Annotated in this window: 19 protein-coding genes and 1 pseudogene; 5 read left to right on the top strand and 15 right to left on the bottom strand. The window is 75.2% G+C overall.

The annotated features are described in order from the left end of the window. Positions 1 to 115: 115 nt before the first annotated feature. Positions 116 to 1,156: a peptidyl-prolyl cis-trans isomerase gene (locus IPL61_05840; GenBank protein ID MBK9030851.1), complete on the bottom strand. Its 1,041-nt coding sequence runs from the start codon at positions 1,154 to 1,156 to the stop codon at positions 116 to 118. 61 nt (positions 1,157 to 1,217) lie between these two features. Next, positions 1,218 to 4,748 carry a transcription-repair coupling factor gene (gene mfd / locus IPL61_05835; GenBank protein ID MBK9030850.1) on the bottom strand — a complete coding sequence of 1,177 codons (3,531 nt, stop codon included), beginning with the start codon at positions 4,746 to 4,748 and terminating at the stop codon, positions 1,218 to 1,220. 109 nt (positions 4,749 to 4,857) lie between these two features. Here mfd and IPL61_05830 point away from each other — a divergent pair, with 109 nt between their 5' ends. Next, a complete protein-coding gene (locus tag IPL61_05830) occupies positions 4,858 to 5,520 on the top strand; it encodes a histidine phosphatase family protein (GenBank protein MBK9030849.1) in 663 nt (220 codons plus the stop codon). 291 nt (positions 5,521 to 5,811) lie between these two features. Here the strand turns inward: IPL61_05830 and IPL61_05825 are convergent, their stop codons facing one another. After that, positions 5,812 to 8,166: a serine protease gene (locus IPL61_05825; GenBank protein ID MBK9030848.1), complete on the bottom strand. Its 2,355-nt coding sequence runs from the start codon at positions 8,164 to 8,166 to the stop codon at positions 5,812 to 5,814. Positions 8,167 to 8,228: 62 nt separating this feature from the next. On the opposite strand from IPL61_05825, the gene IPL61_05820 reads away from it, so the two are divergent. Together IPL61_05820 and IPL61_05815 are read left to right on the top strand one after the other, a co-directional pair. After that, positions 8,229 to 9,536, top strand: a complete 1,308-nt coding sequence (locus tag IPL61_05820; GenBank protein ID MBK9030847.1) for a hypothetical protein — start codon at positions 8,229 to 8,231, stop codon at positions 9,534 to 9,536. Further along, on the top strand, positions 9,518 to 10,897 hold the full coding sequence (locus tag IPL61_05815) for a glycosyltransferase family 39 protein (GenBank protein ID MBK9030846.1): 1,380 nt from the start codon (positions 9,518 to 9,520) through the stop codon (positions 10,895 to 10,897). The genes IPL61_05820 and IPL61_05815 overlap by 19 nt, the downstream gene beginning before the upstream one ends. Here the strand turns inward: IPL61_05815 and IPL61_05810 are convergent. The 6 genes from IPL61_05810 to IPL61_05785 all read right to left on the bottom strand — a co-directional run bounded on the left by IPL61_05810 (position 10,878) and on the right by IPL61_05785 (position 16,301). After that, positions 10,878 to 12,059, bottom strand: a complete 1,182-nt coding sequence (locus tag IPL61_05810) for an ArsA family ATPase (GenBank protein MBK9030845.1) — start codon at positions 12,057 to 12,059, stop codon at positions 10,878 to 10,880. The genes IPL61_05815 and IPL61_05810 overlap by 20 nt on opposite strands. 94 nt (positions 12,060 to 12,153) lie before the next feature. After that, a complete protein-coding gene (locus IPL61_05805) occupies positions 12,154 to 12,663 on the bottom strand; it encodes a hypothetical protein (protein MBK9030844.1) in 510 nt (169 codons plus the stop codon). A 48-nt stretch (positions 12,664 to 12,711) separates the two neighbouring features. Then, positions 12,712 to 13,437 carry an NAD-dependent deacylase gene (locus IPL61_05800; GenBank protein MBK9030843.1) on the bottom strand — a complete coding sequence of 242 codons (726 nt, stop codon included), beginning with the start codon at positions 13,435 to 13,437 and terminating at the stop codon, positions 12,712 to 12,714. 292 nt (positions 13,438 to 13,729) lie between these two features. Continuing rightward, complete coding sequence (locus IPL61_05795) at positions 13,730 to 14,530, bottom strand: thioredoxin domain-containing protein (GenBank protein ID MBK9030842.1); 801 nt, start codon at positions 14,528 to 14,530, stop codon at positions 13,730 to 13,732. Beyond that, entirely contained in the window at positions 14,527 to 15,888 is a 1,362-nt protein-coding gene (locus IPL61_05790; protein MBK9030841.1) for a M56 family metallopeptidase, read from the bottom strand. Before IPL61_05790 ends, IPL61_05795 begins: the two co-directional genes overlap by 4 nt. Then, positions 15,885 to 16,301: a BlaI/MecI/CopY family transcriptional regulator gene (locus IPL61_05785; protein MBK9030840.1), complete on the bottom strand. Its 417-nt coding sequence runs from the start codon at positions 16,299 to 16,301 to the stop codon at positions 15,885 to 15,887. Before IPL61_05785 ends, IPL61_05790 begins: the two co-directional genes overlap by 4 nt. 120 nt (positions 16,302 to 16,421) lie before the next feature. On the opposite strand from IPL61_05785, the gene IPL61_05780 reads away from it, so the two are divergent. Beyond that, positions 16,422 to 17,036 carry a glutathione S-transferase family protein gene (locus tag IPL61_05780; protein ID MBK9030839.1) on the top strand — a complete coding sequence of 205 codons (615 nt, stop codon included), beginning with the start codon at positions 16,422 to 16,424 and terminating at the stop codon, positions 17,034 to 17,036. Positions 17,037 to 17,230: 194 nt separating this feature from the next. Here the strand turns inward: IPL61_05780 and IPL61_05775 are convergent, their stop codons facing one another. The 6 genes from IPL61_05775 to IPL61_05750 all read right to left on the bottom strand — a co-directional run bounded on the left by IPL61_05775 (position 17,231) and on the right by IPL61_05750 (position 23,622). Continuing rightward, complete coding sequence (locus tag IPL61_05775; GenBank protein ID MBK9030838.1) at positions 17,231 to 18,259, bottom strand: hypothetical protein; 1,029 nt, start codon at positions 18,257 to 18,259, stop codon at positions 17,231 to 17,233. Positions 18,260 to 18,355: 96 nt separating this feature from the next. Next, the gene (locus IPL61_05770; protein ID MBK9030837.1) at positions 18,356 to 18,955 is read right to left on the bottom strand and encodes a sigma-70 family RNA polymerase sigma factor; all 600 of its coding nucleotides are present in this window, start codon (positions 18,953 to 18,955) and stop codon (positions 18,356 to 18,358) included. 31 nt (positions 18,956 to 18,986) lie between these two features. Then, positions 18,987 to 21,392, bottom strand: coding sequence for a serine/threonine protein kinase (locus IPL61_05765; protein MBK9030836.1), 2,406 nt, complete (start codon positions 21,390 to 21,392; stop codon positions 18,987 to 18,989). A gap of 9 nt (positions 21,393 to 21,401) precedes the next feature. Beyond that, positions 21,402 to 22,469, bottom strand: coding sequence for a radical SAM protein (locus IPL61_05760; protein MBK9030835.1), 1,068 nt, complete (start codon positions 22,467 to 22,469; stop codon positions 21,402 to 21,404). A gap of 38 nt (positions 22,470 to 22,507) precedes the next feature. Beyond that, complete coding sequence (locus IPL61_05755) at positions 22,508 to 23,173, bottom strand: hypothetical protein (GenBank protein ID MBK9030834.1); 666 nt, start codon at positions 23,171 to 23,173, stop codon at positions 22,508 to 22,510. A gap of 44 nt (positions 23,174 to 23,217) precedes the next feature. Continuing rightward, positions 23,218 to 23,622 carry a DUF2914 domain-containing protein gene (locus IPL61_05750; protein ID MBK9030833.1) on the bottom strand — a complete coding sequence of 135 codons (405 nt, stop codon included), beginning with the start codon at positions 23,620 to 23,622 and terminating at the stop codon, positions 23,218 to 23,220. Between the two features lie 119 nt (positions 23,623 to 23,741). On the opposite strand from IPL61_05750, the pseudogene IPL61_05745 reads away from it, so the two are divergent. After that, a pseudogene (locus IPL61_05745) lies at positions 23,742 to 24,263 on the top strand (trypsin-like peptidase domain-containing protein). The last annotated feature ends 142 nt before the right edge of the window (positions 24,264 to 24,405 follow it).

Raw genomic sequence — 24,405 nt, 5'->3', positions numbered from 1 at the left:
GCGCGGCGGCGGGGGCGGCCAGGGCGGCCGCGAGCGGCAGGGCGAGGGCGAGGAGGCGGGTGCGCATGAGGGGGCCTGAGGTTGGACCGAGCGGGCGAGGGCGGGGTTGCCTGGGTTACTTGCCCGCCGGGGCCACCGGCGGCGGCTCGGGCATCGGCATCGGCGTGGTCGGCGGCGGCAGGGGCTGGCTGAAGTCGGGCAGCGGCGCGGCGTCGCCGTGGGGATCGCCGCCCTCGAGCGAGGTGTCGACCCGGACCTTGGCGAGGTTGTCCTCGAGGATCTCGACCTTGGCGGCGTTGCGCAGGCCCTCGACGAAGGCCTTCTGGGTCTCGAGCCGCTTGTCGCGGTAGAGCTTGTTGCGGATGGTCTGGGTGGCGTCCTCGAGCGTGCGGGTCAGCGCCTTGCGGCGGCCGGTCTGCTTGAGGACCCAGTAGGTGCCGTCGCCAGCGTCGACGACGCCCGACACGTCGCCGGTGTTGGCCAGCGCGAACGCGGCCGCGATCACCGGCTTGGGCACGTCCTTGGTCGTGGTCGACAGGTAGCGCAGGTCGCCGCCGCGCAGCTTCTGCTCGTCGTTGGTGGTGTACGTCGACACCAGATCGCGGAAGCCCTTGTTGGTCTTGCCGGCGTCGCCGGCCGCCTCCTTGGCGACGCGCTCGGCCTGGGCCTGGGTCTTGACCACGACGGCCGAGGCCCGGACCTCCTCGGGCTTGAGGAACTCGTCGGCGTGGGCGTCGTAGTAGGCCTTGATCTCGGCCTCGGTGATCGACTCGGGCGTGACCTTGGTCTCGAACTCGTCGCGCAGGAGCTTCTGGATCATCACCTGCTTCATCGTGCGGACCACTTCCGGGTCCTTGTCGAAGCCGCGCTTGGCGGCCTCGGCCGCGAGCACCTCGAACCGCACCAGGCTGTCGAGGAACTCCTTCTTCTGCTCGATCGACGTGTAGCGGGCCCGGATGTACGGCGACTGTCGGTTCAGGCGATCCTGGAACTCACCGACGGTGATCGTGGTGCCGTCGACCGTGGCCAGCACGGTCGCGAGGTCGCCGGGCGGCTGGGCCGGGGCGCCGCCGCCGCCGGCCGCGGGCGCGGCCTGGTTCGACTTCTTGCCCTTGGACTCGCAGGCTGCGAGTCCGAGCGAGAGGGAAGTGGCCAAGACGATGGCGAAGAGCCTGGCGGTGCGCATAACTGCCTTTCCTGGCTACGGATTTCGCCTGTCAGGTAGCACGCGCGCCCAGCTCCTGCAAGCGCCGACGGGCCGCCTGGGTCGGGGCCTTGGCCGCCTCGGCGTCGAAGGCGGTGTGGAGCCGGCCGTCGCGGTCGAGCCGCCAGCCCCGGGGCAGGCGCTTGGGATCGACCGGCGTCGACGGCGCCAGGCCGATCGCCAGCCGCACCCGGGTCAGCTCGATGGTCGTGGCGTCGAGCCGCCGGGCCAGGGCCTTGACGATCATCAGGTCGGCCAGGAGCAGGGTCTCGCCCGGCACCGGCCCGAACCGGTCGGCCAGCTCGTCGAGCAGCGCCCGGCACTCGTCCTCGTCCTCGATCGCCGACAGCCGCTTGTACAGGTCCAGGCGCTGGCCGGGGTCGGGCACGTAGTCGTCGGGGATGTAGCCGGGGACGTCGACGGTCAGCTCGGGGTCGACCGGGTGGTGGATCGGCTCGCCCCGGAGCTGCGCGACCGCCTCCTCGAGCATGCGGACGTACTGGTCGAAGCCGACCGCGGCGATCGAGCCCGACTGCCGGGCCCCGAGCAGCTCGCCGCCGCCGCGGATCTCGAGATCGGCCGAGGCGATCTGGAAGCCGGCGCCGAGCTCGGTGAACCGCTGGAGCGCCTCGAGCCGGCGCCGGGCCTCGTCGGTGAGCTGCTCGGGCGCGGGCACCAGCAGGTAGCAGTAGGCGCGCGCGCTCGACCGGCCGACCCGGCCGCGCAGCTGGTAGAGCTGCGACAGCCCGAACGCGTCGGCCCGGGCCACGAACAGCGTGTTGGCGCGCGGGATGTCGAGGCCGCTCTCGACGATCGTGGTCGCGACCAGCACGTCGAGCTCGCCGCCGACGAACTTGACCATGACGTCCTCGAGCGCCTCGGCGCCGAGCCCGCCGTGGGCCATGCCGACCCGGGCCCGCGGCACCAGCTGCTGCAGGAGCGCGGCCCACTGCTTGAGCGACAGGTCGGCGCGCGCGGTGGTGGCGCGCGTGGCGTCGGGCGGGCCCACGCCGTCGATGTGGCGGGTCACGAAGTAGATCTGGCCGCCGCGGGCCAGCTCGGCCTCGATCGCGCCCTTGATCAGCGCCGCGTCGACCTGGGCGACGAACGTGCGCACCGCGCGGCGATCGGCCGGCGGCGTCGCGATGATCGACAGGTCGCGCATGCCGGTCAGCGCCAGGTGCAGCGTGCGCGGGATCGGCGTCGCGGTCAGGGTCAGCACGTCGACGTGGGCCCGGAGCTTCTTGAGCCGCTCCTTGTGGGCCACGCCGAACCGCTGCTCCTCGTCGATGACCACCAGGCCCAGGTCCTGCCAGCGCACGTCGGGCGACAGCGCCCGGTGGGTGCCGACGACGACGTCGACGTGGCCGTCGGCCAGGGCCCGCAGCGTCGCGAGCTGCTCGGTCCTGGTCTGGAAGCGCGACAGCTTGCCGACTCGCACCGGCCACGACTCGAACCGCTCGCGCATCGTCCGGGCGTGCTGCTCGACCAGGATCGTCGTCGGCGCCAGCAAGAGCGCCTGCTTGCCGGCCAGCGCGCACTTCATGATCGCGCGCAGCGCCACCTCGGTCTTGCCGTAGCCGACGTCGCCGCACACCAGGCGATCCATCGCCTTGGCGCTCTCCATGTCGGCGGCGGTCGCCTCGATCGCCGCGAGCTGATCGGGCGTCTCCTCGTACGGGAACGCGGCCTCGAACTCGCGGTACATCTCGTCGGGCGGCGGGAATCGGTGGCCGGGCAGGGTCGCGCGCTGGGCGTAGACCTGCAGCAGCTCCTCGGCCAGCGCCGCGACCTGGCGCGACGCCTTGGTCTTGGCCTTGTCCCAGGTCAGGCCGCCGAGCTTGTCGAGGCGGGGGCCGTGGCCCTCGGCGCCGACGTAGCGCTGGACCTCGCCGAGCCGGAACACCGGCAGGTACAGCGTGCCGCCGTCGTACTCGAGCTGCAGGAAGTCGATCGCGGTGCCGCCGAGCGGCAGCTTGGCCAGGCCGCGGTAGCGGCCGACGCCGTGGAGCTGGTGGACCAGGAAGTCGCCGGGCGCGAGCTGCGCGAAGTCGCCGACGCCGCCGAGCAGCGCGTCCTTGGCGCGCTTGCTGGCGCTCTTGGTCCGGGGCGCGTGGCGCTTGACGCCGAACACGTCGGCGGCGGCGATCGCGACCAGGCCGTCGGCCGGGCTGGCGAAGCTCCGGGACAGCGGCGCGACGACGATCTGCACCGCCTCGGCCGCGGCCGCGCCGGCCACCCAGGCGACGCGCTCGACGCCCTCGACCCGGTCGGCGGCGACGCCGTGGCCCTCGAGCAGGCCGTGCAGGCGATCGGCGCGCTGGGCGCTGTCGGCGGCCAAGACCACGACGTTGCCGTCGGCGCGCGCGGCCGCGATCGCGCGCACCAGCGGATCGCCCAGGTGATCGTCGTGCTGGACGCGGGCGCGCTCGAGCTGGGTGCGCAGGGTCGCGAGCGGATCGATCTGGACCGCGACGACGTCGGCGCCGACGCCGCGGGGATCGTCGACGATCGCCAGCGCCGGCACCACCACCCGCCGGCGCGCGGTCGTGAGCAGGGCCACGACCTCGGCCCGCTCGACGAAGTGGGCCTCGGGCGGGAACGCCAGCTGCTTGTGGGCGCGGCGCTCGGCGTGGCCGGCGGCGGCCGCGGCCAGCTCACCGTCGATCGCCGCCAGGGTCGCGTCGGGATCCCACCACAGCCACGCGGCGTCGGGCGGCAGGTACGCGGCCACCGGCGCCAGCGCGGCGTGGAACGCCGGCGCGTAGACGTCGAGCCCGATCAGCTCGCCGGTGCCGAGCTGCTCGATCAGCCGGCGCGTCGCCGACGACGGGTGCTGGCTGTCGTCGGCGAGCTGGCGGATCGCGGCCCTCCAGTCGTGGGCCGACGACGGCACCGCGGTCCGGATCGGGTGCAGGTCGAGCGCGTCGATCTCGCGCAGCGTGCGCTGCGTGCCGGGATCGAACAGCCGGATCGAGTCGACGTCGTCGCCGTCGAGCTCGATCCGCGCCGGGTACGGCAGGCCCGGCGCGCCGACGTCGAGGACGTTGCCGCGGACCGCGAACGTGCCGACGTCGTCGACCACCGGCGCCCGGGCGAACCCGGCCTCGAGCAGGCGGGCCGCGGTGGCGTCGCGCGCGAGCGCCTGGCCGCGCCGGATCTCGACCGCGCGCGCCGCCAGCTCGGCCACCGGCAAGGTCTTGCGCACCAGCGCCGCGCCGGTCGTGACGATCGCGCGCGGGGCCGCGGCGCCGCCCTTGACCAGCGCGTACAGCACCGCCAGGCGCGTGGCCTCGGCCGCCCGGTCGGCGGCCAGCTCGGCGTAGGCGCTGCCGTCGGGCTCGGGCAGGATCGTCGCCGCGCACCCGAAAAGCGCCAGGTCGTCGACGCACGCGCGCGCGGCCGCGTCCGACGGCACGACCACGACCAGCGGCCGAGCCGCGGCCAGCCCGGCGCCGAGGTACGCGGCGTAGGCCGCGGTGGCGCCGGTGAGCAGCACCGGGCCGCGGTCGCTGGCGCGCACGAGATCGCGGACGGACGGCAAGGCGCGGCAGGGTAGCGCGGAATCGCGCGCGCGCCCGCGGCCGGACGTCGATCGGCGCCGGCGCCCGCGCGCGACCGTGTACGCTGGCGAGCTCGCCCGGCCGCCGCGCATGGACTCGACCGTCACCACCATCGCCCTCATCCGGCACGGTCGCTCGATCGCCAACGACGATCCGGCCGTCTACCAGGTCATGCCCGATCACGCGATCCCGCTGACCCGGCCCGCCGACGATCCCCACGCGCTCGCCGCCGGCGCGACCCTGGCGACGCTGGCGCTCGACCCTGCGACCTTGTGCTCGTGGCGGTCGCCGTACCTGCGGTGCGTCCAGACCGAGGCGCTGGTGATGCGCCGGGCCCTGGGCGACCGCTTCGCCGGCGTCATGCGCCGCGACTCGTTCCTGCTGCGCGAGCAGGAGTTCGGCGACTGGGACGGGCTCGACGAGGCCGGCATGGCGGCGCGGGCGCCCGAGCAGTTCGCGCGCCGGACCCGCATGAGCGATCACAACGGCCGGTTCTACTTCCGCTACCCCAGCGGCGAGAGCCGGGCCGACGTGGTCCAGCGGCTCGCGATCTTCATGGGCAAGCTGCACCGCTCGCACTTCCACCACCACGTGATCTTCCTGCACGGCGTGACCCAGCGCGCGTTCCGCATGGCCTGGTTCAATCGCTCGGTCGAGTGGTTCGAGGACGAGCCCAACCCTGGCAACGCGACCGTGCTGTTGATCGAGCGCGGCCCCGATCAGGCCTGGCGCGAGCGGTTCCTGATCGGCTGACCCGCGGGCCAGCGCGCGCCGGGGCCGGCGTCGATCGGCGCGCGCGCGTCAGCGCTTGTCAGTTCTTCGGTCGAGCACTGGTCCATGCGCCGGGGCGTCTCGCGTCTCGGAGGGGAGGGAGCTCAGAGCTTGTGAGTTCTTCGGTCGAGCACCGTCGGCGCGCCGGGAGTCTCGCGTCGTGGGTGGGGGCCCCGTCGGCTTGTCCCCGAGATGCCGACCTGGCCTGGATGAGACCGCGGACCTCCGAGCACCCCTGCACCTGGCTGGGCCTGGCGACAGGCCCTCTGAGATTCAGATCAGGTCGGTCAGCGGTCGGCCGCGCCAGCGCAGGTCGTCGCGGGCGAACGCGTCGCGCACCGCCGCGATCGACAGCGCGAACTGCACCGGGCTGCCGTGGCCGCCCTGGTGGCCGAACGAGATCACGCCGACCAGGTGGCCGTCGGCGTGCCACAGCCCGCCGCCGCTCGAGCCCGGCGAGATGCTGGTGTCGGTCTGGAGGACGCGCACCGGCAGGCCGTCGCGCGAGGTCCAGTCGCGGATCGCCGACACCGCGCCGGTCGAGTAGCTCCACGGCAGGCCCAGCGGGTTGCCGATCGCGAACACCGGCGCGCCGACCAGCGCGGCGCCGGCGCCCAGCGGCATGACCGCGAGCTGATCGGCGTCGCTGACCCGGCCCTCGATCAGCGCCAGATCGACCCCGCGCGCCGCGCGCCACACCGTCCGCAGCTCCCGGGCCTCGCCGGCCACGGTCATGGCCTCGAGCCGGCACAGCCGCGCCTGATCGTCGCTCTCGACGACGTGGCGGTTGGTCAGGATCGCGACGTGGTCACCGTCGCGGGCGATCACGATGCCCGAGGCGTTGAACCGGTCGTCGCCGTCGTGGGCGCGCACGAACACGTTGGCGCCCATCGCCGCGCGGATGGTCGGGCTGACCAGCGCGAACTCGGCCAGGGTCGGCGGGCGCGGCAGCGCCTGCTGCTCGGTCGCGACCGGGACGTTGGGCAGCCCCGGCGGGGGCGCGACCACCGCGGCGCGGCCGGCGCCGCACGCGAGGCACACGGTGCGATCGCCCTCGCGCACCCGCGGTCGCAGCGAGTCGCACGCACGGCAGCGGCCGTGGGGATGCGCGTCCTCGCGCACCAGCTCGGCGCCGTCGCGCAGGTACGCCACCCACGACGCCGGGCAGCGCAGGCCGTCGCCCGCGCGGCGCACCAGCGCCCGCGGCGGGGCGCAGCACCGGCAGCCGCCGTGCTCGGTGGCGGTCGCGACCACGGGGCGGCCGTCGGCCGCCAGCACGTGCTCGACGCCGTCGGCGCCGAGCAGGCGCTCGTCGCGCCGGGCCAGCGGCGCGCCGTCGGCGGCGAGGTAGCGCGGCGTCACGGTCGGCGGCTCGCCCGCGGTCAGCTCGACCCACGGCGACCGCCACGCCGCGATCGCGGCTTGGGCCGCGGTCCGGGCCGCGTCGAGCGGATCGCGCGCCAGCGCCACCAGCACCGTCGCGGCCGCCTCGGTCGCCAGCCGGGCGCACAGCGCCACCAGCGCGGTCGCGGCCTCGGGCGCGGGCAGGCGCTCGAGCGCGGCGCGCAGCTGCCGCGGCAGCACCTCGCCCGGCGCGGCCACGCGCGCCAGCACCCAGGTCGTCGACACCACCGTCACCGGCGGCCGGCCGCGGCCGGCGCGCAGCTCGGCGATCACCAGGTCGGCGTGGCGGCGCAGCTCGGCGCGGGCGCCGTCGCGCACGTCGGCCGCGGCGTAGGCCAAGGCCGGCCCCAGCGACGACCACATCGCCGGCCGTCGGCCCAGCGCGTCGAGCATCGCCGGCACGTGCAGCGCCACCTCGGGCGCCGGCAGGCCGCACAGCCGCGCGACCAGGGCGTCGACCTGGCCCGGCTCGAGCTCGAGCAAGCGGCGCAGCAGCGCCGGCGCGTGGCCGAGGCCGCCCAGCGCCAGCAGCGCGTCGTCGAGCGCCGCCACCGCGGCCGGCGCGTCGCGCAGCCGGCGGCGCGCTCCCTCGAGCAGCGGGATCAGCGTCGGCGGCTCGGCCACGGCCGCGGCCTGGCGGATCAACGCGCGCACGACCAGCGGCACCACATCGGCCGAGCCCTTGACCAGCGCCAGCCGCGCGGTCGCCACGACCGCGGCCGGGCCGCGCCGCTCGATCGCCTCGACGCTGGCGATCCGCTCGGCCGCGCGGGGCGCGCCGAACAGCCGCACGACCAGCTGGTCGAGCGGGGCCCGGGTCGGGCCCGAGGCGTCGGCCGGCGCCGGCGCCGCGGCCGCGGCCAGCCGCTGGGCCTGGGCCGCGACGAACGCGTCGGCGTCGCTCGACCACGCGGTCGCCGCCGCGCGCAGGTCGTCGTCGCCCGGGCGCGCCAGGTCGACCAGCGCCCGCAGCGCGAACACGCGATCGTCGCCGGCGTGGGCGCGGGCGTGGGCCAGCACCCGGGCCCGGGCGTCGCGGTGGCCGGCGCAGCGGATCACCTCGAGCACGCCCAGGCGCACGTGCGGGTGCGGGTGCGCGAGCAGGTCGAGCAGCTCGTCGACCTCGGCGGCGGTGGCGGTCGCGGCCACCTCCGCCGCCACCTGGCCGCGCTGGGCGAAGCTGGCGAACTCGAGCTGGCGGAGCAGGCGGGCGCGATCGATCACGGCGTCGACATGCTAGCGCGCCGGCACGGGCCGCGCTGCCGGTGGCCGTGTAGGCTATCGCCATGGCGTCACGCACGACCCTCGCCGCCGGCGCTGTCGTCGGTCTCTTGCTCGCGTCGCTGGCGGCCCGCGCCGACGACGATCCCACCTGGACCGCGAAGCTGGTGGCGCGCGCCGACGACATCGCGCTCAAGGTCGCGCGGGCGCGCGGCCTGCCGGTGCTGCGCACGATCGACAAGGGCGTGATGGACGACGCCGGCCTGCGCGCGCGGATCCTCTTGCGCATGGACGAGGACGCGCCGCCGGCCGAGCGCGCCGCCGACGCCGCGGTCGCCAAGCGCTGGGGCCTGGTGCCGATGGCGACCGACCTCGACGCGCTCATCGTCGACCTGCTGACCGAGCAGATCGCCGGCTTCTACGACCCGGCCGAGGCCAAGCTGTACGTGTCGGCCAAGCCCGGCAGCGACGACACCTGGGCCGACATGCTGATGGCCCACGAGATCACCCACGCGCTCCAGGATCAGCACTTCGACCTGACCAGGTGGATGAAGGCGGTCAAGGACGACAACGACGGCTCGCTGGCGCGGCAGGCCCTGGTCGAGGGCGACGGCGTCGCGCTGATGATCGAGTACAGCCTGGCCGGCCAGGGCCTGACCTCGCCGTGGGATCACGACGACGTCGTCCGGCTGCTCACCTCCAACATGGACGGCGAGGGCGGCGGCCAGCTGATCGACGCCGCGCCGGTCGCGGTCCGCGAGGCCATGCTGTTCCCGTACCGGGCCGGCATCGGCTTCGTCGCGGCGCTGCGCAAGGGCCAGCCGTGGGCCGCGGTCGACGCCGCGTTCGCGCGCCCGCCGCGCACGACCGAGCAGGTGCTGCACCCGGCGCTGTACCTCGCCGACGCGCGCGCCGACGAGATCGTCGCGCCGCCCGACCCGCTGCGGATCGACACGTCGGTCTGGGGCGAGGAGGGCTGGCGCGAGTTCCTGGTCGCGCACGGCCTCGATCCGGCGATCGCGGCCTCGGCCGCGGCCGGGTGGGGCGGCGATCGGGTGATCGTCCGCGGGCCCAAGGGCGCGGTGGCGGCGCCGTGGACCGCGCTCGGCGTGGCCGTCACCACGTGGGACACCGACGTCGACGCGCTCGAGTTCTGGGACGCCGGCGGCCGCGCGGTCGATCACCTCGCGGCCGGCACCGAGATCGAGGACGGCCCCACCCGCGCGGTCTGGCTGACCTGGCAGGGGCGCGTCACCGCGATCGAGCGGCGCGATCGCCGCATCGCGATCGTCACCGGCGCGACGCTCGCCACCTGGCGCGCGACGCTCGACGACGCCTGGCGCTGGTCGATCACGTGGGCGAAGCGGCCGTAGCGCGGCGCGCGCGCGCGCTGGCCCTGACGCCGTGGGCGTACCTGCTCGTGGTGCTGGCGCTGGCGCTGGCGCCCACGCGGCCGCTCGGCCACGACGAGGCGGTCTACGCGCTCGGCGCCCGCGACCTCGTCGATGGCGGCGGCGATGGCCTGCCGCTGCACCGCTCGATCGGCATGATGGCCGCGGCCGCGCCCGGCGTGCTCGCCGGCGGCGGCGAGCTGGCGCTGCGCCTGCCGTTCGCGCTCTACGCCCTGGCGTACGTGGGCCTGATCGCCGCGCTGACCCGGCGGACGTTCGGCGCGACCGCCGCGGTGATCGCGATCGCGGTGCAGGTGACGATCCCCGAGTTCTCGTGGCGCGCCGCCGAGGCGCTGTCGGACATCCCGGCCGCGCTGGGGCTGCTGGCGCTGGTGGCGGCGCTGGCCGGGCCGCGGCCGCGGCCGATCGTCGCCGCCGCCGCCGCCGCCGCCGCCTGCTACCTGCGCTACGCGTCGGCGCCGGTGGTCGCGGTGGTGATGGTCGCGGCGTTCGTGATCTACCCCGAGCGGCGGCGCGCGATCGTGATCGCGGCGGCGCTGGCGCTGGCGCTGCTGGTGCCGTTCTTCGTGTGGAGCCGCGCGATCACCGGATCGGTCCTCGGCGTGCTGCACGAGGGCGAGCGCCTGGCCCGGCGCGACTACCCCGGGCACGGCCTGGTGTTCTACCTGCGGGCCTGGCCGGTGCGCCTGGCCGGGCCGGTCGCGGGGCTGATCGCGGCGGCGGGCGTCGTGGTCGGGCTCGCCGCGTGGCGCCGCTCGGTCGACCCGGCCGTGCAGCTGCGGCGGCTGCTGGTGGTGGCGGCGCTGGGCCAGATCGTCCTGCTCGGCTGGCGGGTCCACGGCGAGGCGCGCTTCATCACGTTCGCCCTGACCGCGCTGATCGTCGTCGCGGCCAGCTGGCTGGCGGCGGCGCCCGCCCGGGCCCGGATCGCGCTGGCGCTGGCCGCGGTCGCGGCGGTCCCGTCGGCGGTGTGGACGCTGCGGCGGCTCGATCAGCTCGCCCGCGATCGCGCGCCGGCGGTCGTGGCGGCCCGCGCGATCGCCGCCGATCGCGCCGGGCGCCCGTGCCTGGTCTACACCACGGAGCCGCCGATGGTGGCGTGGTACAGCGGCTGCCGCGCCGCCCAGGTCGACGGCTGGGGCCTCGACGTCCGCCCCGCGATCGGCGTGGCGCCGGTGTACCTGCTCGACGCGGTCGGCCTGCGGTTCCGGATGCCGGGCGCGGTCGCGGCCGATCGGCTGGGCTGGGCGCCGCTCGCCACCGGTCACCCGCGCGCGTGGGCGTGGCGGGCGACCCGCGCGGTCAGGTCGGCGGCGCCGTGAGCGTCGCGCCCAGGGCGATCAGCCGATCGAGATCGTGGATGTCCTGGTGCGCGAGCGGCACGCGGACGATCAGCGCGTCGGGCCCGGCCGCGCCGCGCAGCCGGGTCAGGGCGTCGTCGTCGACGCCGGCCAGGAGCTCCTGCTCGGCGTGGGCGCGCTGCAGCGCCTCGGCGCTCATGCGCAGGCTGGTGCCGGAGAGCCCGAGCGCGGCGACCGCGGGCTCCTTCGCGAGCAGGCGCTCGAGCGCGGGCACGTCGGCGTCGGTCGGGCGGTGGAGGTGGACCCGGTTGACCACGAACCCGGCCAGCGGCATCTGCGATCGCACCAGGCGCTCGTGGAAGAACAGCGCCTCGCGCATCGCCATCGGCTCCGGCGACGACACCAGCACGAACCCGACCCGCGGCTGCCGCAGGAGCGCGTAGGTCTCCTCGGCCCGCTGCCGGAAGCCGCCCAGGATGTCGTGGAACTCGGTGAAGAACACGCCGAGATCGTCGAGGAACTGCGAGCCGACGAACTTCTGCAGCCGCGCCAGCACGAACGAGCCCGACCGGCCCAGGAGCGACCAGCCCGAGCGGCCGCCGCCCTGGAGCTTGCGGAACCACTCGATCGCCGGCGAGTCGATCGCCGCCGCCAGCTTGGCCGGGGCCTCGAGGAAGTCGAGCGCGTGCGTCGTCGGCGGCGTGTCGACGACGATCAGATCCCAGCGCCCGGTGGCGTCGAGGTCGTGGAGCTTGGCCATCGCCGCGTACTCCTGGCTGCCCGCCAGCGAGCCCGACACCTGGGCGTAGACCGGGTTGGCGAGGATGCGCTGCACCGCGGCCGGATCCTTGGCGTGGCCCTCGACCACCTCGTCGAAGGCGCGCTTCTGGTCGAGCATCATCGCCGACAGGCTCGCGGCGCCCGGGTGGCCGGGGCCCGCGACGACGCCGGCGCCGACCACCGCCGGGTCGACCTCCTGGACGTCGTGGCCGAGGCTGGCCAGGCCCAGCGAGCTGGCCAGGCGCTTGGCCGGATCGATCGTGATCACCAGCGTGCGCTTCCCGGCCCGGGCCGCGGCCAGCGCCAGCGCGGCCGAGGTGGTGGTCTTGCCGACGCCGCCGGAGCCGACGCACACCAAGATCTGCTTGGCGGCGAACACCTCGGCGAACGAGCGGAACGTCACGACTTGGGCGTCCTTAGCACGCGGGCCGGCGCCGCCGCAAACCGCGCCGGGCTAACGGCGGGGCAGCCCGACGGTCCCGGGCGGCGGACGGGGGTCACGCCAGGGTCATCAGGCGCTCGTTGGTCTCGACCGACTGGCCCGCGGCCTTGGCGATGTCGGCGCAGGTGCCGCCGCGCTCGGCGATGATCTCGTTCTCCATCTTCATCGCCTCGAGCACCGCCACGGCCTGGCCGGCCGCGACCTCGTCGCCGACCGCGCACAGGATCTTGACGACCTTGCCGGCGATCGGCGCCAGGATCTCCTCGCCGCGCGCCGCCGGGCCCCGGTGGGTGGCGCCGCGCAGGCGCTTGGTCTGGGCGTCCTCGACGACGAGCAGGGCCTCGGCCGCGCCGACCGAGGCCGCGACCCCGGCCCGGCGCGGATCGAGGTCGACGGTGAAGCTGGCCCCGTCGATCACCAGCGACCAGGTCCCGGGGCGGAGCTGGCGGGCGTCGACGGCGCGGGCGACGCCGTCGAGCTCCACGGTCAGCTCGCCGTCGGCGTGGCGGTCGATCGCGACCGTCGCCTCGCGGCCGCCGGTGGTGATCGCAAACTCCTTGCGCATGGCGCGCATCATGGGCGAGAGCGGGCGGCGGGTAAAGCCGCGGCGCGATCACCCGGCCAGGAAGCCGGGCAGGACCTCGCCGGCCTTGCCGAGCACGACCTGATCGAACTGGTCGGCGTTGGCCGGGCGCTCGAGCCCGACATAGACCGAGCGGACCCGCTCGCCCTGCGACCGGCGGTAGGTCAGCTCGCCGACCAGGCCCGCCGCCGGGTAGACCACGCCCGAGGTCCCGATGCACAGGAACACGCTGGCCCGCTGGATCCGGCGCTTGATCGCGTGCATCTCGAACGGCACCTCCCCGAACCAGACGATGTGCGGCCGCTGCAGCTCGCCGCACGCGCACCGGGGCAGGGCCTCGGCGAAGTCGTGGCGATCGTCGGCGAACGGCGGCCGAGCGCAGGCCGGGTCCGAGCACCGGGTCTTGCCCAGCTCCCCGTGCATGTGCAGCACGCGGGTCGAGCCAGCGGCCTCGTGCAGGGCGTCGACGTTCTGCGTGCACAGGAAGAACCGGTCGCCCAGACGCGCCTCGAGCGCGGCCAGGGCGGCGTGGCCGGGGTTGGGCCGGACGGTCGCGGCCTGGGCCCGCCGCTGGGCGTAGAACCGCCAGACCATCGCCGGCTGGGTCGCGAACCCCTCGGGCGAGGCGACGTCCTCGACCCGGTGCTGCTCCCACAGCCCGTCGGCGTCGCGGAAGGTCGCGATGCCGCTCTCGGCGCTGATGCCGGCGCCGGTCAGCACGAACACGTCGTCGTCGTCGCGCAGCTCGAGGTTCATAGGTGTACCATTAACACTAACATGGGCGGCGCGCAAGGCCCGACGCGCGGGCGGAAGCTGCCGATGGCTCGCACGGGCCGCAACTCCTGGCGGCTCACACGCCGAACCTGCCGACGGCCCGACGTGCAGCGCCGAAAACGCCGCCGGCTCACAGGGCGGGCCGAACCCGCCGACGGCTCACAGGGCGGGCCGAACCTGCCGACGGCCCGACGTGCAGGCCGAAAACGCCGACGGCCCGCGCGTGGCGGGCCGTCGTTCGGTCGGGGACCCGCAGGTCGCCGGCGGGTCGCGCTCAGAGCTTCTTCAGGCCCTTCTCGACCACCACCGACTTGTAGTAGGAGGCCGCGGAGGTGCCGCTGGCGACAGCGGCCTCGGCCTTCTTGAGCTCCTCGTCGATGATCGCCTTGAACGCGGGCAGCGGCTGCGCGCCCGAGAGGAAGCGACCGTTGATGAAGAACGCCGGGGTGGCGCCGACGCCGAACGTGCTGGCGACGCCCTGCTTCTCGCCGACCCACTTGACGCAGTCGCCCTTCATGTCGGCCGCGTACTTGTTCATGTCGAGGCCGACCTCCTTGGCGATCGCCTCGAGGTTGGCGGCGTCGAACTGCCGGGTCTTGAACGCCTTCTCCCAGATCGCGTCGCTCATCTCCTTGAACTTGCCCTGCTTGTAGCCGGCGCACGACGCCTGCTGGGGGATCGTGGCGATCTGCGGGTGGACCACGAACGGCGCGTAGACGATCCGGATCTTGTCGCCGTAGTCCTTGAACAGCTGATCCTCGGTCGGGCGCACCTTCTCGCAGAACGGGCAGGCGTACTCGTAGGCCTTGACCACGGTGATGAGCGCGCTGGGGTTGCCGACCGCGGGCAGATCGTCGACGGGGTAGCCGTAGACCTTGGTCGGATCGGGGCCCGGGCGCTGGGCCTGGCGCTGCTGGCCCTGGGGCGCGGCGCCGCCGACGCCGGTGGCCTGCAGCTTGTCGAGCTTCTTGGAGATCTCGTCGAGCTTCTTGACGACGTCCTTGTTGTCCTGCTGGCAGCCGGCGAGGATCATGGCGGCGCCGGCGAGGGCGGCGGGCAGTAGGCTCTTCTTCATGGATCGACTCCTCTAGTACACGTCGTGATGGCGGGGTTGAACTCGGCCGGCTGGCCGGGGACAGCTTCGGAACCGGGCGCGGAACAATTGCAGCAGAGCTGGTCGGAGGCAAGCGGCGACGCGCCGTCGATCACGCCGGCCGGCAGCGCGCGCATCGGCATGGTCGAGGCCAGCCGCTCGCGCACGTCGGCGTCGAACGGCAGCTCCGCGAACGTGGTGTTGACGTAGCGGCGACGCATCGCCAGCTGGAAGTCGCAGACCTCGGTCCGCGACAGCGCGCCGTCGCCGTCGATGTCGGCCTCGGGGTAGCTCACCAGGATCTCGGCGGCGAGCTGGGGCGTGAACACGCACACGCGCTCGCCGACGGCGCCGCGCTCGGCGCGGGCCGCGCGGGCGCCGGTCAGGCCGACCGCGGCGAACGCCAGCACGGCGACCGCGCCGGCGGCGCCGACCCCGGTCGGCCGCGGCCGCGCCAGGGCGTGGACCCGGCGCGCGAGCTGGCTGCCGCCGAGGCCCAGCGCCGCGGCCGGCGCCTGCTGGCGCGCGACGGTGATCAGCAGGCGGGCGTAGGCGGTGGCGTCGAGCGGGCCGTGGGCGATCGCGTAGGCGTCGCAGGCCTGCTCGCGGGCGAGGTCGAGGCGGCGGTTGACCCAGCGCACGACCGGCCAGAAGAAGAACAGGCACGCGGCGATCCGCTGCACCACCCGGACCGCGCCGTCGACGCGGCGGACGTGGGCCAGCTCGTGCGCCAGCGCGGCCAGGAGCCGCGGGCGATCGGTCAGGAGCGCGGCCGGCACGACGACGACCGGTCGGGTGACGCCGATGACGTAGGGGCTGGCGACGCCGCCGACCTTCACGTCGACCCGCGTGCGGGCGCCGACCTGCGGCGCCAGCGCGGCGACCTCGGCCGCGAGCCAGGCCGGCGCCGCGGTCAGCGCCTGGGCCTGGCGCCGCGCGCGGCGGTAGCGCCGGAGCTCGCGCGCGGCCAGCCCGAGGGCGATCGCGGCCCACGCGGTCATCAGCGCCAGCGCGATCGGGTGGCGCGGCGGCGGCGGCGCGGTCGGCGCGACGGCGGGGCCCGCGGTCGGCGGCGCGAACGCCAGCACCGCGGCCGGGGTCGGCTCGGCGGTGGCGCGATCGTAGAGGGACGCGAGGGAGAACCGCGCGCCCGGCCCGATCGGCAGCAGGAACTTGCACAGCACCACCAGCCACAGCGCCGCCAGCACCGCCGGCCGGGCCCGGCGCAACAGCGTCGCCGCCAGCGCCGCGGCGACGATCGCCAGGATCGTGCCGTGGATCAGCGCGGTGCCGGTCAGCGCCGCGAGCGCGCCCGCGAGCCGGTGCAGCCCGTCGATCACGACCGCCGCTCCTTCTTGCGCGGGCGGGCGCGGTCGCTCTCGAGATCCTTCTCGATCGCGCGCAGCTCGTCGAGCGACAGCGACTCGTCGGCGACCAGCCCGAGCACCATGGCCTGGGAGTCGCCGTCGAAGACGTCCGACAGGAACGAGCGCAGGCGATCGCGCAGGATCGACTCGCGCCGGAACGCCGGCGCGTAGATGAACGGCTCGCGGTCCTTGTCGACCGCGACCGCGCTCTTGGCCGCCAGCCGCCCCAGGAGCGTCATGACCGTGGTGTAGGCCAGCTCGACGCCGGTGCGGCGGTTGAGCTCGCTCCGGACCTCGGCCACCGTGCCGCGCTCGAGGTGCCAGAGCACCTTCATCACGTTGAACTCGGCCGGCGTGAGGTCGGGCGGGCGGGGCATGGTGGTCACGACAACGATCGTAGGCTTACTACGTACGTAGTTTGGACGTCAAGGCCGATCGTCACGGGCAGGAACCGACGCGTGACGACGCGCATTCCCGGGCGCGGGCCCCGGTAGAGTGTCGGCACGATGCGCCTCTACCACGACCTCCGCGCGCCCAACCCCCGCCGCGTCCGCGTCTTCCTGGCCGAGAAGGGCCTCACCGACCAGGTCGAGCTGGTCGAGGTGTCGATCGCGAACCGCGCCAACCTGTCGCCGGCGTTCCTGGCCAAGAACCCGCTCGGGCTGGTGCCGGTGCTGGAGCTGCCCGACGGGCGGGTGCTGCGCGAGTCGATGGCGATCTGTCGCTACCTCGAGGAGCTGCACCCCGAGCCGGCGCTGTTCGGGCGCGACGCCTGGCACCGGGCCGAGATCGAGCAGTGGAACCGCACCGCCGAGCTCGAGGTGCTGGGCCCGGTGGCGCAGGTGTTCCGCAACAGCCACGCCTTCTGGGAGGGCCGCCTGCGCCAGGCGCCCGAGTTCGCCGACATCATGCGCGAGGTGCTGGGCGAGCGCCTGGCGTGGCTCGACGGCGAGCTGGCCGGGCGCCGGTTCGCCGCCGGCGACGAGTTCACCGTCGCCGACATCACGCTCCTGTGCGGCATCGACTTCGGCAAGGTGTCGGGCATCCGGCTCGGCGATGACACGCCCCACCTGCTGCGCTGGCACCGCGAGGTCAGCGCGCGGCCGAGCGCGAAGGCCTAGAACACCGACCGGTTTGAAGTGCCTGCTGCGACGCGACCTTGCGGGCACCTCCGGGCGTACGTCCGATGCTCGCTCGTCACGTAGGGCCCTACGCTCCTCGCTGCGCTTCGGGCGTGCGCCCGGATCTGCCTCGCACGTCCGCGTCTCGCGACGGCGTTCAAACCGGTCGGTGCTCTAGCTTCAGCGGCCGCGGGTCAGCGGAGCTGCGCTTGCGGGAGGGCGGCGGCGGCCGCCGCCTTGCGCCGCTTCTCGAGCGCCGGCGGGATGGTCAAGAACCCGATCGCGGCGATGATCAAGAGCGCGCCGTACCACTCCTCGGTGTTGGGCCAGTGCGCGCCGTAGCCCTTGGCCAGCCACAGGCTCGCGCCCAGCACCGCCAGCACGCTCGAGACCCGGTTGACCGGCACGCAGAACGCGTTCTCGCGCTGGTCGAGGAAGATCAGCCCGCCGAAGATGCCCGTGCCCTGGGACAGCACGCCGACCGCGATGCCGAGCCACCAGTTGGGTCGCTCGAAGAAGGTCGTGAACCCGGCCCGGAGCTCGGCCCCGTGGGTGCCGCCGATCGTCAGGGTCGCGATCACCAGCACCACCAGCAGCGCGGGCGCCGAGACCATGCCCTCCTCGACGAAGTAGCGCAGGTTGGTGTCGGGGTCCGCCGACTTCGCCTTGCGGCTCATCAGCGTCAGGCGCGTGAAGTAGCACCCGAGGTACAGCGCCACGTCCACGACCGCGAGGATCGGCATGCGGGCGTCGCCGCTCGACGCGAACGCCGCGACCAGCGACGCCAGCGACAGCGCCAGCGCGATCCAGGAGAACCACCGCACCTTGCGCTTGGTGACCCGGTCGACGATCGGCGCCAGCACCAGCACGCCGCCGCGCATCAGCAGCGCCACGAACACGATGCTGACGTTGGAGAACGTGTAGGCCAGGGTCGTGGTCGCGATGATCCCCGACGAGCACAGCCCCGACAGCGCGGTCAGCCGGCCGGGCGAGGGCAGCGTCACGCCGGCGATCGTCCGGCGCCCGGCCTTGCGCCACCACCCGGTCGCCAGGAGGAACACGATCAGCGTGGCCACCGCCGCCATCACCGACGGCGGCAGCAGCTCGAGGCTCGCGACCGGCGTCGCGCCGGTGTCGATCAGCGGCTTGGAGAGGAGCTTGGAGCCGAGGCTGTACGGGACGTAACAGGCGAAGTAGCCGAAGGCCCACCACCAGATCGACACGGCTGCCCGAGCGTCGCTCACGGCGTCAGGGTCGCTCATCGTGACGGCGCTGTCACGCCCAGGTGACAGCGGGGTGACGGCCGCGCGCGGCGCCGGTCAGCCCGCGTCGAGCTTGGCCTTGAGCCGGCGCTTGATCGCCTCGAACCGCTTGCGCAGCGCCTGGTCGAGCTTGCGCACCGCCTCGTCCTCGGGCGCCGCGTCGCTGCCGCTCATGATCACCGCGATCTCGCGCCACGTCAGCTGGCGGTCGACGCGCAGGAACAAGAGCTCGCGGTCGTCGTCGGACAGGCTCGCCCGCGCCTCCGCGAGCTGGTCCTTGACCGCGGTCCGCAGGTACTCGACGGTGGCGGTCCGGACCTGGGCCACGATCTCATCGAGCTCACCCGGCATCGGGAAGCGGCGGGCCCGGCGGCCGTCGCCGCGGGCGCGGCGCGCCGCCGCGTGCCGCGCGAGCGTGTAGACCCAGGTCCGCACCGACGCGCCGAACCGGAAGCCGGGCAGGCCCCGCACCAGATCCTCGCACCACAGCGAGAAGGTCTCGGCCGCGTCGTCGGGCGTCGCCCGCACGATCGAGTCGAGGTAGGCGCCGACCTCGCCGCCGTAGCCGCGCACGATCAACGCGACCGCCGCTGCGTGATCGCCGCGATCGCAGGCGGCGCGGACGTCGCGCTCGAGGTGCTCGCGTTCGGCGGTCACCGGGCGAGCGTACCCCGAGGCGCGGTGGCGGTCAGCGGGCCCGGCTCCACCGCGTGCGATCGGCCCGCAGGTCGCGCGCGTCGCTGGACGCGGGCCCCAGCGTGCGCTCGATGATCGCCAGCGCCTGGTCGAACAGCGGGCGCGCGGCGCGGGGATCGCGGCGCCCGAGCGCGAGCGCCTGGTTCCACAGCGCGAACGCCCGCGTCGGCGAGTCGGGATGCAGGCGGGCGTCGGCGATGGCGCGCGCGCGCCCGAGCGTGACCAGGCTGGCGTCGAGCTGGCCGAGGTCGAGCTCGGCCAGCCCGACGCTGAACAGGTCGCTGATCAGCTCCGGCGCCGCCGCGCCGTACAGCTCTTCCTGGGCGTCGACCACCCGCCGCGCCACCGCCAGCGACTCGGCCAGCTGGCCGGCGTCGGCCAGGTAGATCGCCTGCGACGACCGCAGCGCCAGCGCCGCCAGGGAGCAGGCCGGCAGGTGGCAGGCGTCGGCGATCGCCAGCCCGCGGACGCTCGCGGCCAGCGCCTCGGTCACGTCGCCGCGGCCGCTGGCGACGCGCGCCGCCAGCAGCTCGAGCAGGGCCCGGTTGGCGTCGTGCAGGGTCAGCCGCCCCGCCTCCGCGCGGGCGTTGCCGAGCCACTCGGCCGCGAGCTCGGCCTTGCCGTTGCGCGCCAGCGCGTCGGTGAGCTTGCCGGCCACCTCGAACGCCTCGCTCGAGCTGGCGGCGCGCAGCGCGAAGAACGCGGCGCGCAGGTGGACCTCGGCCCCGTCGTTGTCGTCGTTGAAGAGCGCCGCGTTGCCGGCCGCCAGCTCGGTCAGCCCGCGCGCCATCTGTGACGCGTCGGCCGGCAGCGCCGCCAGCGCCGCCGCCGCCCGGGACGTCGCCACGTCGCGCCGGCCGAGCTTGACCTCCTCGATCACGGCCGCGAGGTCGCGCTCGGCCTGGGTCTCGGCGGCGGTGGGCACGCCGATCACGAGCTCGGCCGGGTCGGCGCAGGTGCTGGGGTAGTACGCGACCTGGACCCGCGCGGTCAGGGCCCCGGGCGCCTGGCCCCGCAGGCCGACCATGCGCTCGAGCTCGACCGCGCGGCTCTCGAGGCACCGGCGGCCGGCCTGCCCGAGCAGCGGCGACCACGACGACGACGCGGTCAGCTCGACGCACAGGCGTCGCCGCGCCGTGCGCCACTCGTCGGTCAGCGTGTCGAGCTGATCGGCCAGGAGCGTCGCCGCCGCCGGCGCGGCGGGGTTGCCGGCGATGAGCGCCGCGCGCGGTGCCGGCCCCCAGCTCGCGTCGAGATCGAGCGGCAGGCCGGCGCACGGCCGCGGCGGCTGCGCCATCTGCCGCGGCGCCTCGTGCGCGGTCGCGCGGCTCAGCGCGAACGTGAGCGCGAGGGCCACGCCGGCGCCGGCGGCCGCGACCGGCCATGGCCAGCGCGGCCGCGCCGCCGCGGCGAGGCGCGCCAGCAGCGGGTCGAGCGCGGGCCAGCGCGCCGACGGGGACACCGCCAGCGCGCGGGTCAGCGGCGCCAGCACCCGGCGCGGCACCGGGCGCACCGGCGCGGCGAGGTGGCCGGCCGCGATCGCGGCCATGCGCGCGTCGAGCGCCGCGGGGAACGGATCGACGCCGGCCAGGGCCTCGTACAGCGCGACCGCGAACGCGAACTGGTCGACCCGCGCATCGAGGACGCCGCCGGCGAGCTGCTCGGGCGCCATGTAGCGAGGCGTGCCGACCATCGCGCCGGTCTGGGTCAGGCGATCGCTGACGGAGGCGTCGTCGGGCGCGTCGGCGCTCGGCGGCGCGACCGGCCCGCGCGCGCGGCCGTCGACGGTGGTGGCCTCGGGGTCGGCCGGCACCGCGCCGCCCGGGCTGGTCAGGCCGACGGCGTCGCGGGCCAGGCCGAAGTCGGCGACCCGGACCCGGCCGTCGTCGCCGAGCAGCAGGTTGTCGGGCTTGACGTCGCGATGGACCAGGCCCGCGGCGTGGGCCGCCGCCAGGCCGCGGCCCGCGGCCAGGAACACGTCGAGGATGGCCCGCCACGGGCGCGGCTGCGCCGCCAGCCACGAGCGCACCGAGCCGCCGCCGCACAGCTCCATGGCCACGAACGCCGCGCCGTCGTGCGCGCCGATCTCGTGGAGCGTGACCACGTTGGGGTGGGCCAGCCGCGCCAGCGCCGTCGCCTCGCGCTGCACCCGCGCCAGGTCGGCGCCGCGCAGATCGAGCTTGAGCGCGACCCGGCGATCGAGTCGGCGATCGCGCGCGCGATAGACCACGCCCATGCCGCCCTGACCGAGCACGCCCTCGAGCTCGAAGTGCGCGCCGACGATCGTGCCCGGCGGCAGCAGCGGCCGGCGCGCGGGCGCGACCAGCGCGCGCGCGAGGTCGGCCACCGATCCGAGCTCGGCGGCGATCGAGGTGCGGAGCGGCTCGTCGGCGGCCACGGTCCGAGGCTATCGCGCCGCCGCCGCGCCGTCGCGGGCCTGGGCCGCCGCGAGCTGCCCGCACGCCGCGGCGATGTCGCTGCCGCCGGAGTAGCGGCGGTGGCTGGCCAGGCCGTGCTCGGACAGCACCGTGCGGTAGCGCGTCAGCGCGGCGTCGTCGGCGCGCGCGAACGGATCGTCGGCGCCGATCGGGTTGTAGGCCAGGACGCTGAGCCGCGGGCGCACGCCGGTCGCGGCCGCGAACGCCAGCGTCCGCGCCGCCAGCGCCGCGGCGTCGGCGGGGCTGTCGTTGACCCCGGCCAGGAGGGTCACCGCCCACATCGGCGCGAGCCCGGTCGCGCGCGCGTGATCGGCCGCGGCGTCGAGCACCGCGTCCAGATCGTGGGCGCGATCGACCGGCATCAGCGACCGACGCACCGCCGGCCGCGCGCTCGCGATCGACACGCCCAGGCGCACCTTGGGGGCCTCGCGCGCCAGCCGGCGGATCCCGACCGGGTTGCCCGACGTGCACACGGTGATCGCGCGCGCGTCGACGCCGAGCGCGCACGGCTCGCTCAGCACCGCGATCGCCTCGAGCACGCGATCGAGGTTGGCCATCGGCTCGCCCATGCCCTGGAACACGACCCCGTGGACCCGCTGGCCCGGTGTCAGGGTCGCGCGCACCAGCCGGACCTGCTCGATGATCTCCCAGGTCTCGAGGTTGCGCACCAGGCCCAGCCGACCGGTGGCGCAGAACGTACAGCCGAGCGCGCACCCGACCTGCGAGCTGACGCACACGCTGATGCGGCCGGGGCGCTCGAGCGGGATGCGCACGGTCTCGAACTGCGCGCCGTCGGGCCCAGCCACGACCAGCTTCGCGAACGGATCGAGCTGCGACGCCTCCTCGGCGCAGACCGTCAAGGTCGGCACCGCGCCGACCGCGCGCACCGCCTCGGCGGCGCTGCGCCGGACCGCGCCCGACGGCGCGACCGGCTGGCCGCGGTGGACCATCGCGATGATCTTGCGGGCCTCGGCCAGCGTGATCGCCGGCACCGCCGCGGCCAGCGCGGCCGGCGTCACCGCTTGCAGGGCCAGCATCGGCGCACCCTACGGGCGCGGCCCCGGCGGCGCAAGCGTCACGGCGCCGGCAGCTGATCGCGGTAGGGGCCGCCGACCTGCGCCGCCGGTGGCGCGTCGAGGAGGCGCTCGGAGTCGCGCCGGGCCGCGCGCCCGGTGGCGCCGCGCTGGGCCCGCGCCAGCACGCGCAGCAGCGTGAACGCGGCCGCGCGCTGCGGCGGGGTCGCGTCACCGCGCTCGATCAGATCGCCGGGCGTGCGGCCGTCCGCGACCGCGGCCCACCGGGCCTCGGCGTCGATCCGGAGCTGCTCGGCCAGGCCGCGGCGCATGCGCACCGGATCGCACGCGGTCGGCAAGGTCGCGAGCAGGAGCGAGGCCCTGCGCGCGCCCACGCCGCGGGCGGTGCGCCAGCGCCACGAGGTCACCCCGCCGCCGGCCACCGCGGCGCCGACCGCGATCGGCACGAGCGCGCCGGTCGCGACGCCGACCAGCGCCGCGATCGCGCCGCCGAGCAGGCCCCAGGTGCGCAGGTACGCGGCGGCCAGGCTCTTGCCCGACAGCCGGATCGCGTGGCCGCGTGCGTGCTCCCCGAGATCCTCGGTCACCCAGGTCGAGCCCAGGGGGATGAGCGGCATGAACCAGACGTGGAAGAACCGCGTCGCCGCGAACTGGCCACCGAACCCGTCGACCCGCCCGTACGACCGCGTCCCCCAGACCAGCAACATCTGGCGAGCATACCGCGCGCGGCGCGGGCGCGCCCCGCGATCGCCTACTTGATCGTGAACGCGACCGAGCCGAGCACGGTGCCGTCGGCCGCGACCACCTCGACGGTGTAGGCCCCGGCCTTGTTGAGCAGGCGCCGCGACGCGGTCGTCCAGCGCGTGCTCTTGACGCCCAGGTTGGCGGCCCACACCTGGGTGCCGTCCTTCTTCCACACGTGCTTGACGGTGGTGCCGTTGGCGCCGGTGATGCGCGACCAGATCCACACCTTGGTGCCGGCGGTGAACTCCGACGCGGTGCCGACCGACTCCTTGTTCTCGACGCCGGTGCCGGCCTTGACCTCGGCGGCGGCGGCCTCGGCGGCGGCGGCCGGCGGGGCCGGCTGGGCGAGCGCGACCCCCGCGCTGGAGATGGCGAGGGTGGCGACGACGACACAAGTCCAGAGACGCTTCATCTTGGTTCTCCTGAGCTTCCGAGGTTCGGACCGTACAACGTCGGGACCGGCCGCGGTGTTCCGGCGGCGGCCGGGTTGCGATTGCATCGGACCGGGGCCGGGCGTAGGGTCCGCGCCCCATGGCCTACCCCGAGGTGATGCGTGTGTTCGCGACCACGCAGGATCCTGATCACGACAGCCCCTGGCAGACCCGCTCGCCGACGTCGTCGACCGGGTCGGGCGTGGTCATCGCCGGCGGGGCGATCCTCACCGGCGCCCACGTGGTCGCCAACGCGACGTTCCTGCAGGTCCAGAAGCCGTCGCACCCCGACAAGGCGATCGCCCGGGTCCGCGCGGTCTGCCACGACGCCGACCTGGCGCTGCTCGAGGTGGTCGAGCCCGCCGACTTCCTCGCCGACGTGACCCCGGCCGAGCTCGGCGCCATGCCGCGGCTGCGCGACGAGGTCGCGGTGGTCGGCTACCCGGTCGGCGGCGAGGAGATCTCGATCACCGAGGGCGTGGTCTCGCGCATCGAGGTGCAGCGCTACAGCCACTCGCAGCGGCACCTGCTGGCCGTCACCGTCGACGCCGCGATCAACGCCGGCAACAGCGGCGGCCCGGTGTTCGGCCACGGCAAGGTCGTCGGCATCGCGTTCCAGAAGCTCAACGGCGTCGACAACATCGGCGAGATGGTGCCGCCGCCGGTCATCCGCACGTTCCTCGACGGCGTCGCCGCCGGCAAGCGCCCGCTGGTGCCGGCGATGGGCGTCGTGACCCAGAACCTCGAGAACCCGCTCCTGCGCA

This window comes from Myxococcales bacterium (assembly GCA_016717005.1).
Taxonomy (GTDB): Bacteria; Myxococcota_A; Polyangia; order Haliangiales; family Haliangiaceae; genus UBA2376.
The sequence above is the reverse complement of the archived record's forward strand: the minus strand, read 5'-3'. Positions and strand labels throughout refer to the sequence as shown.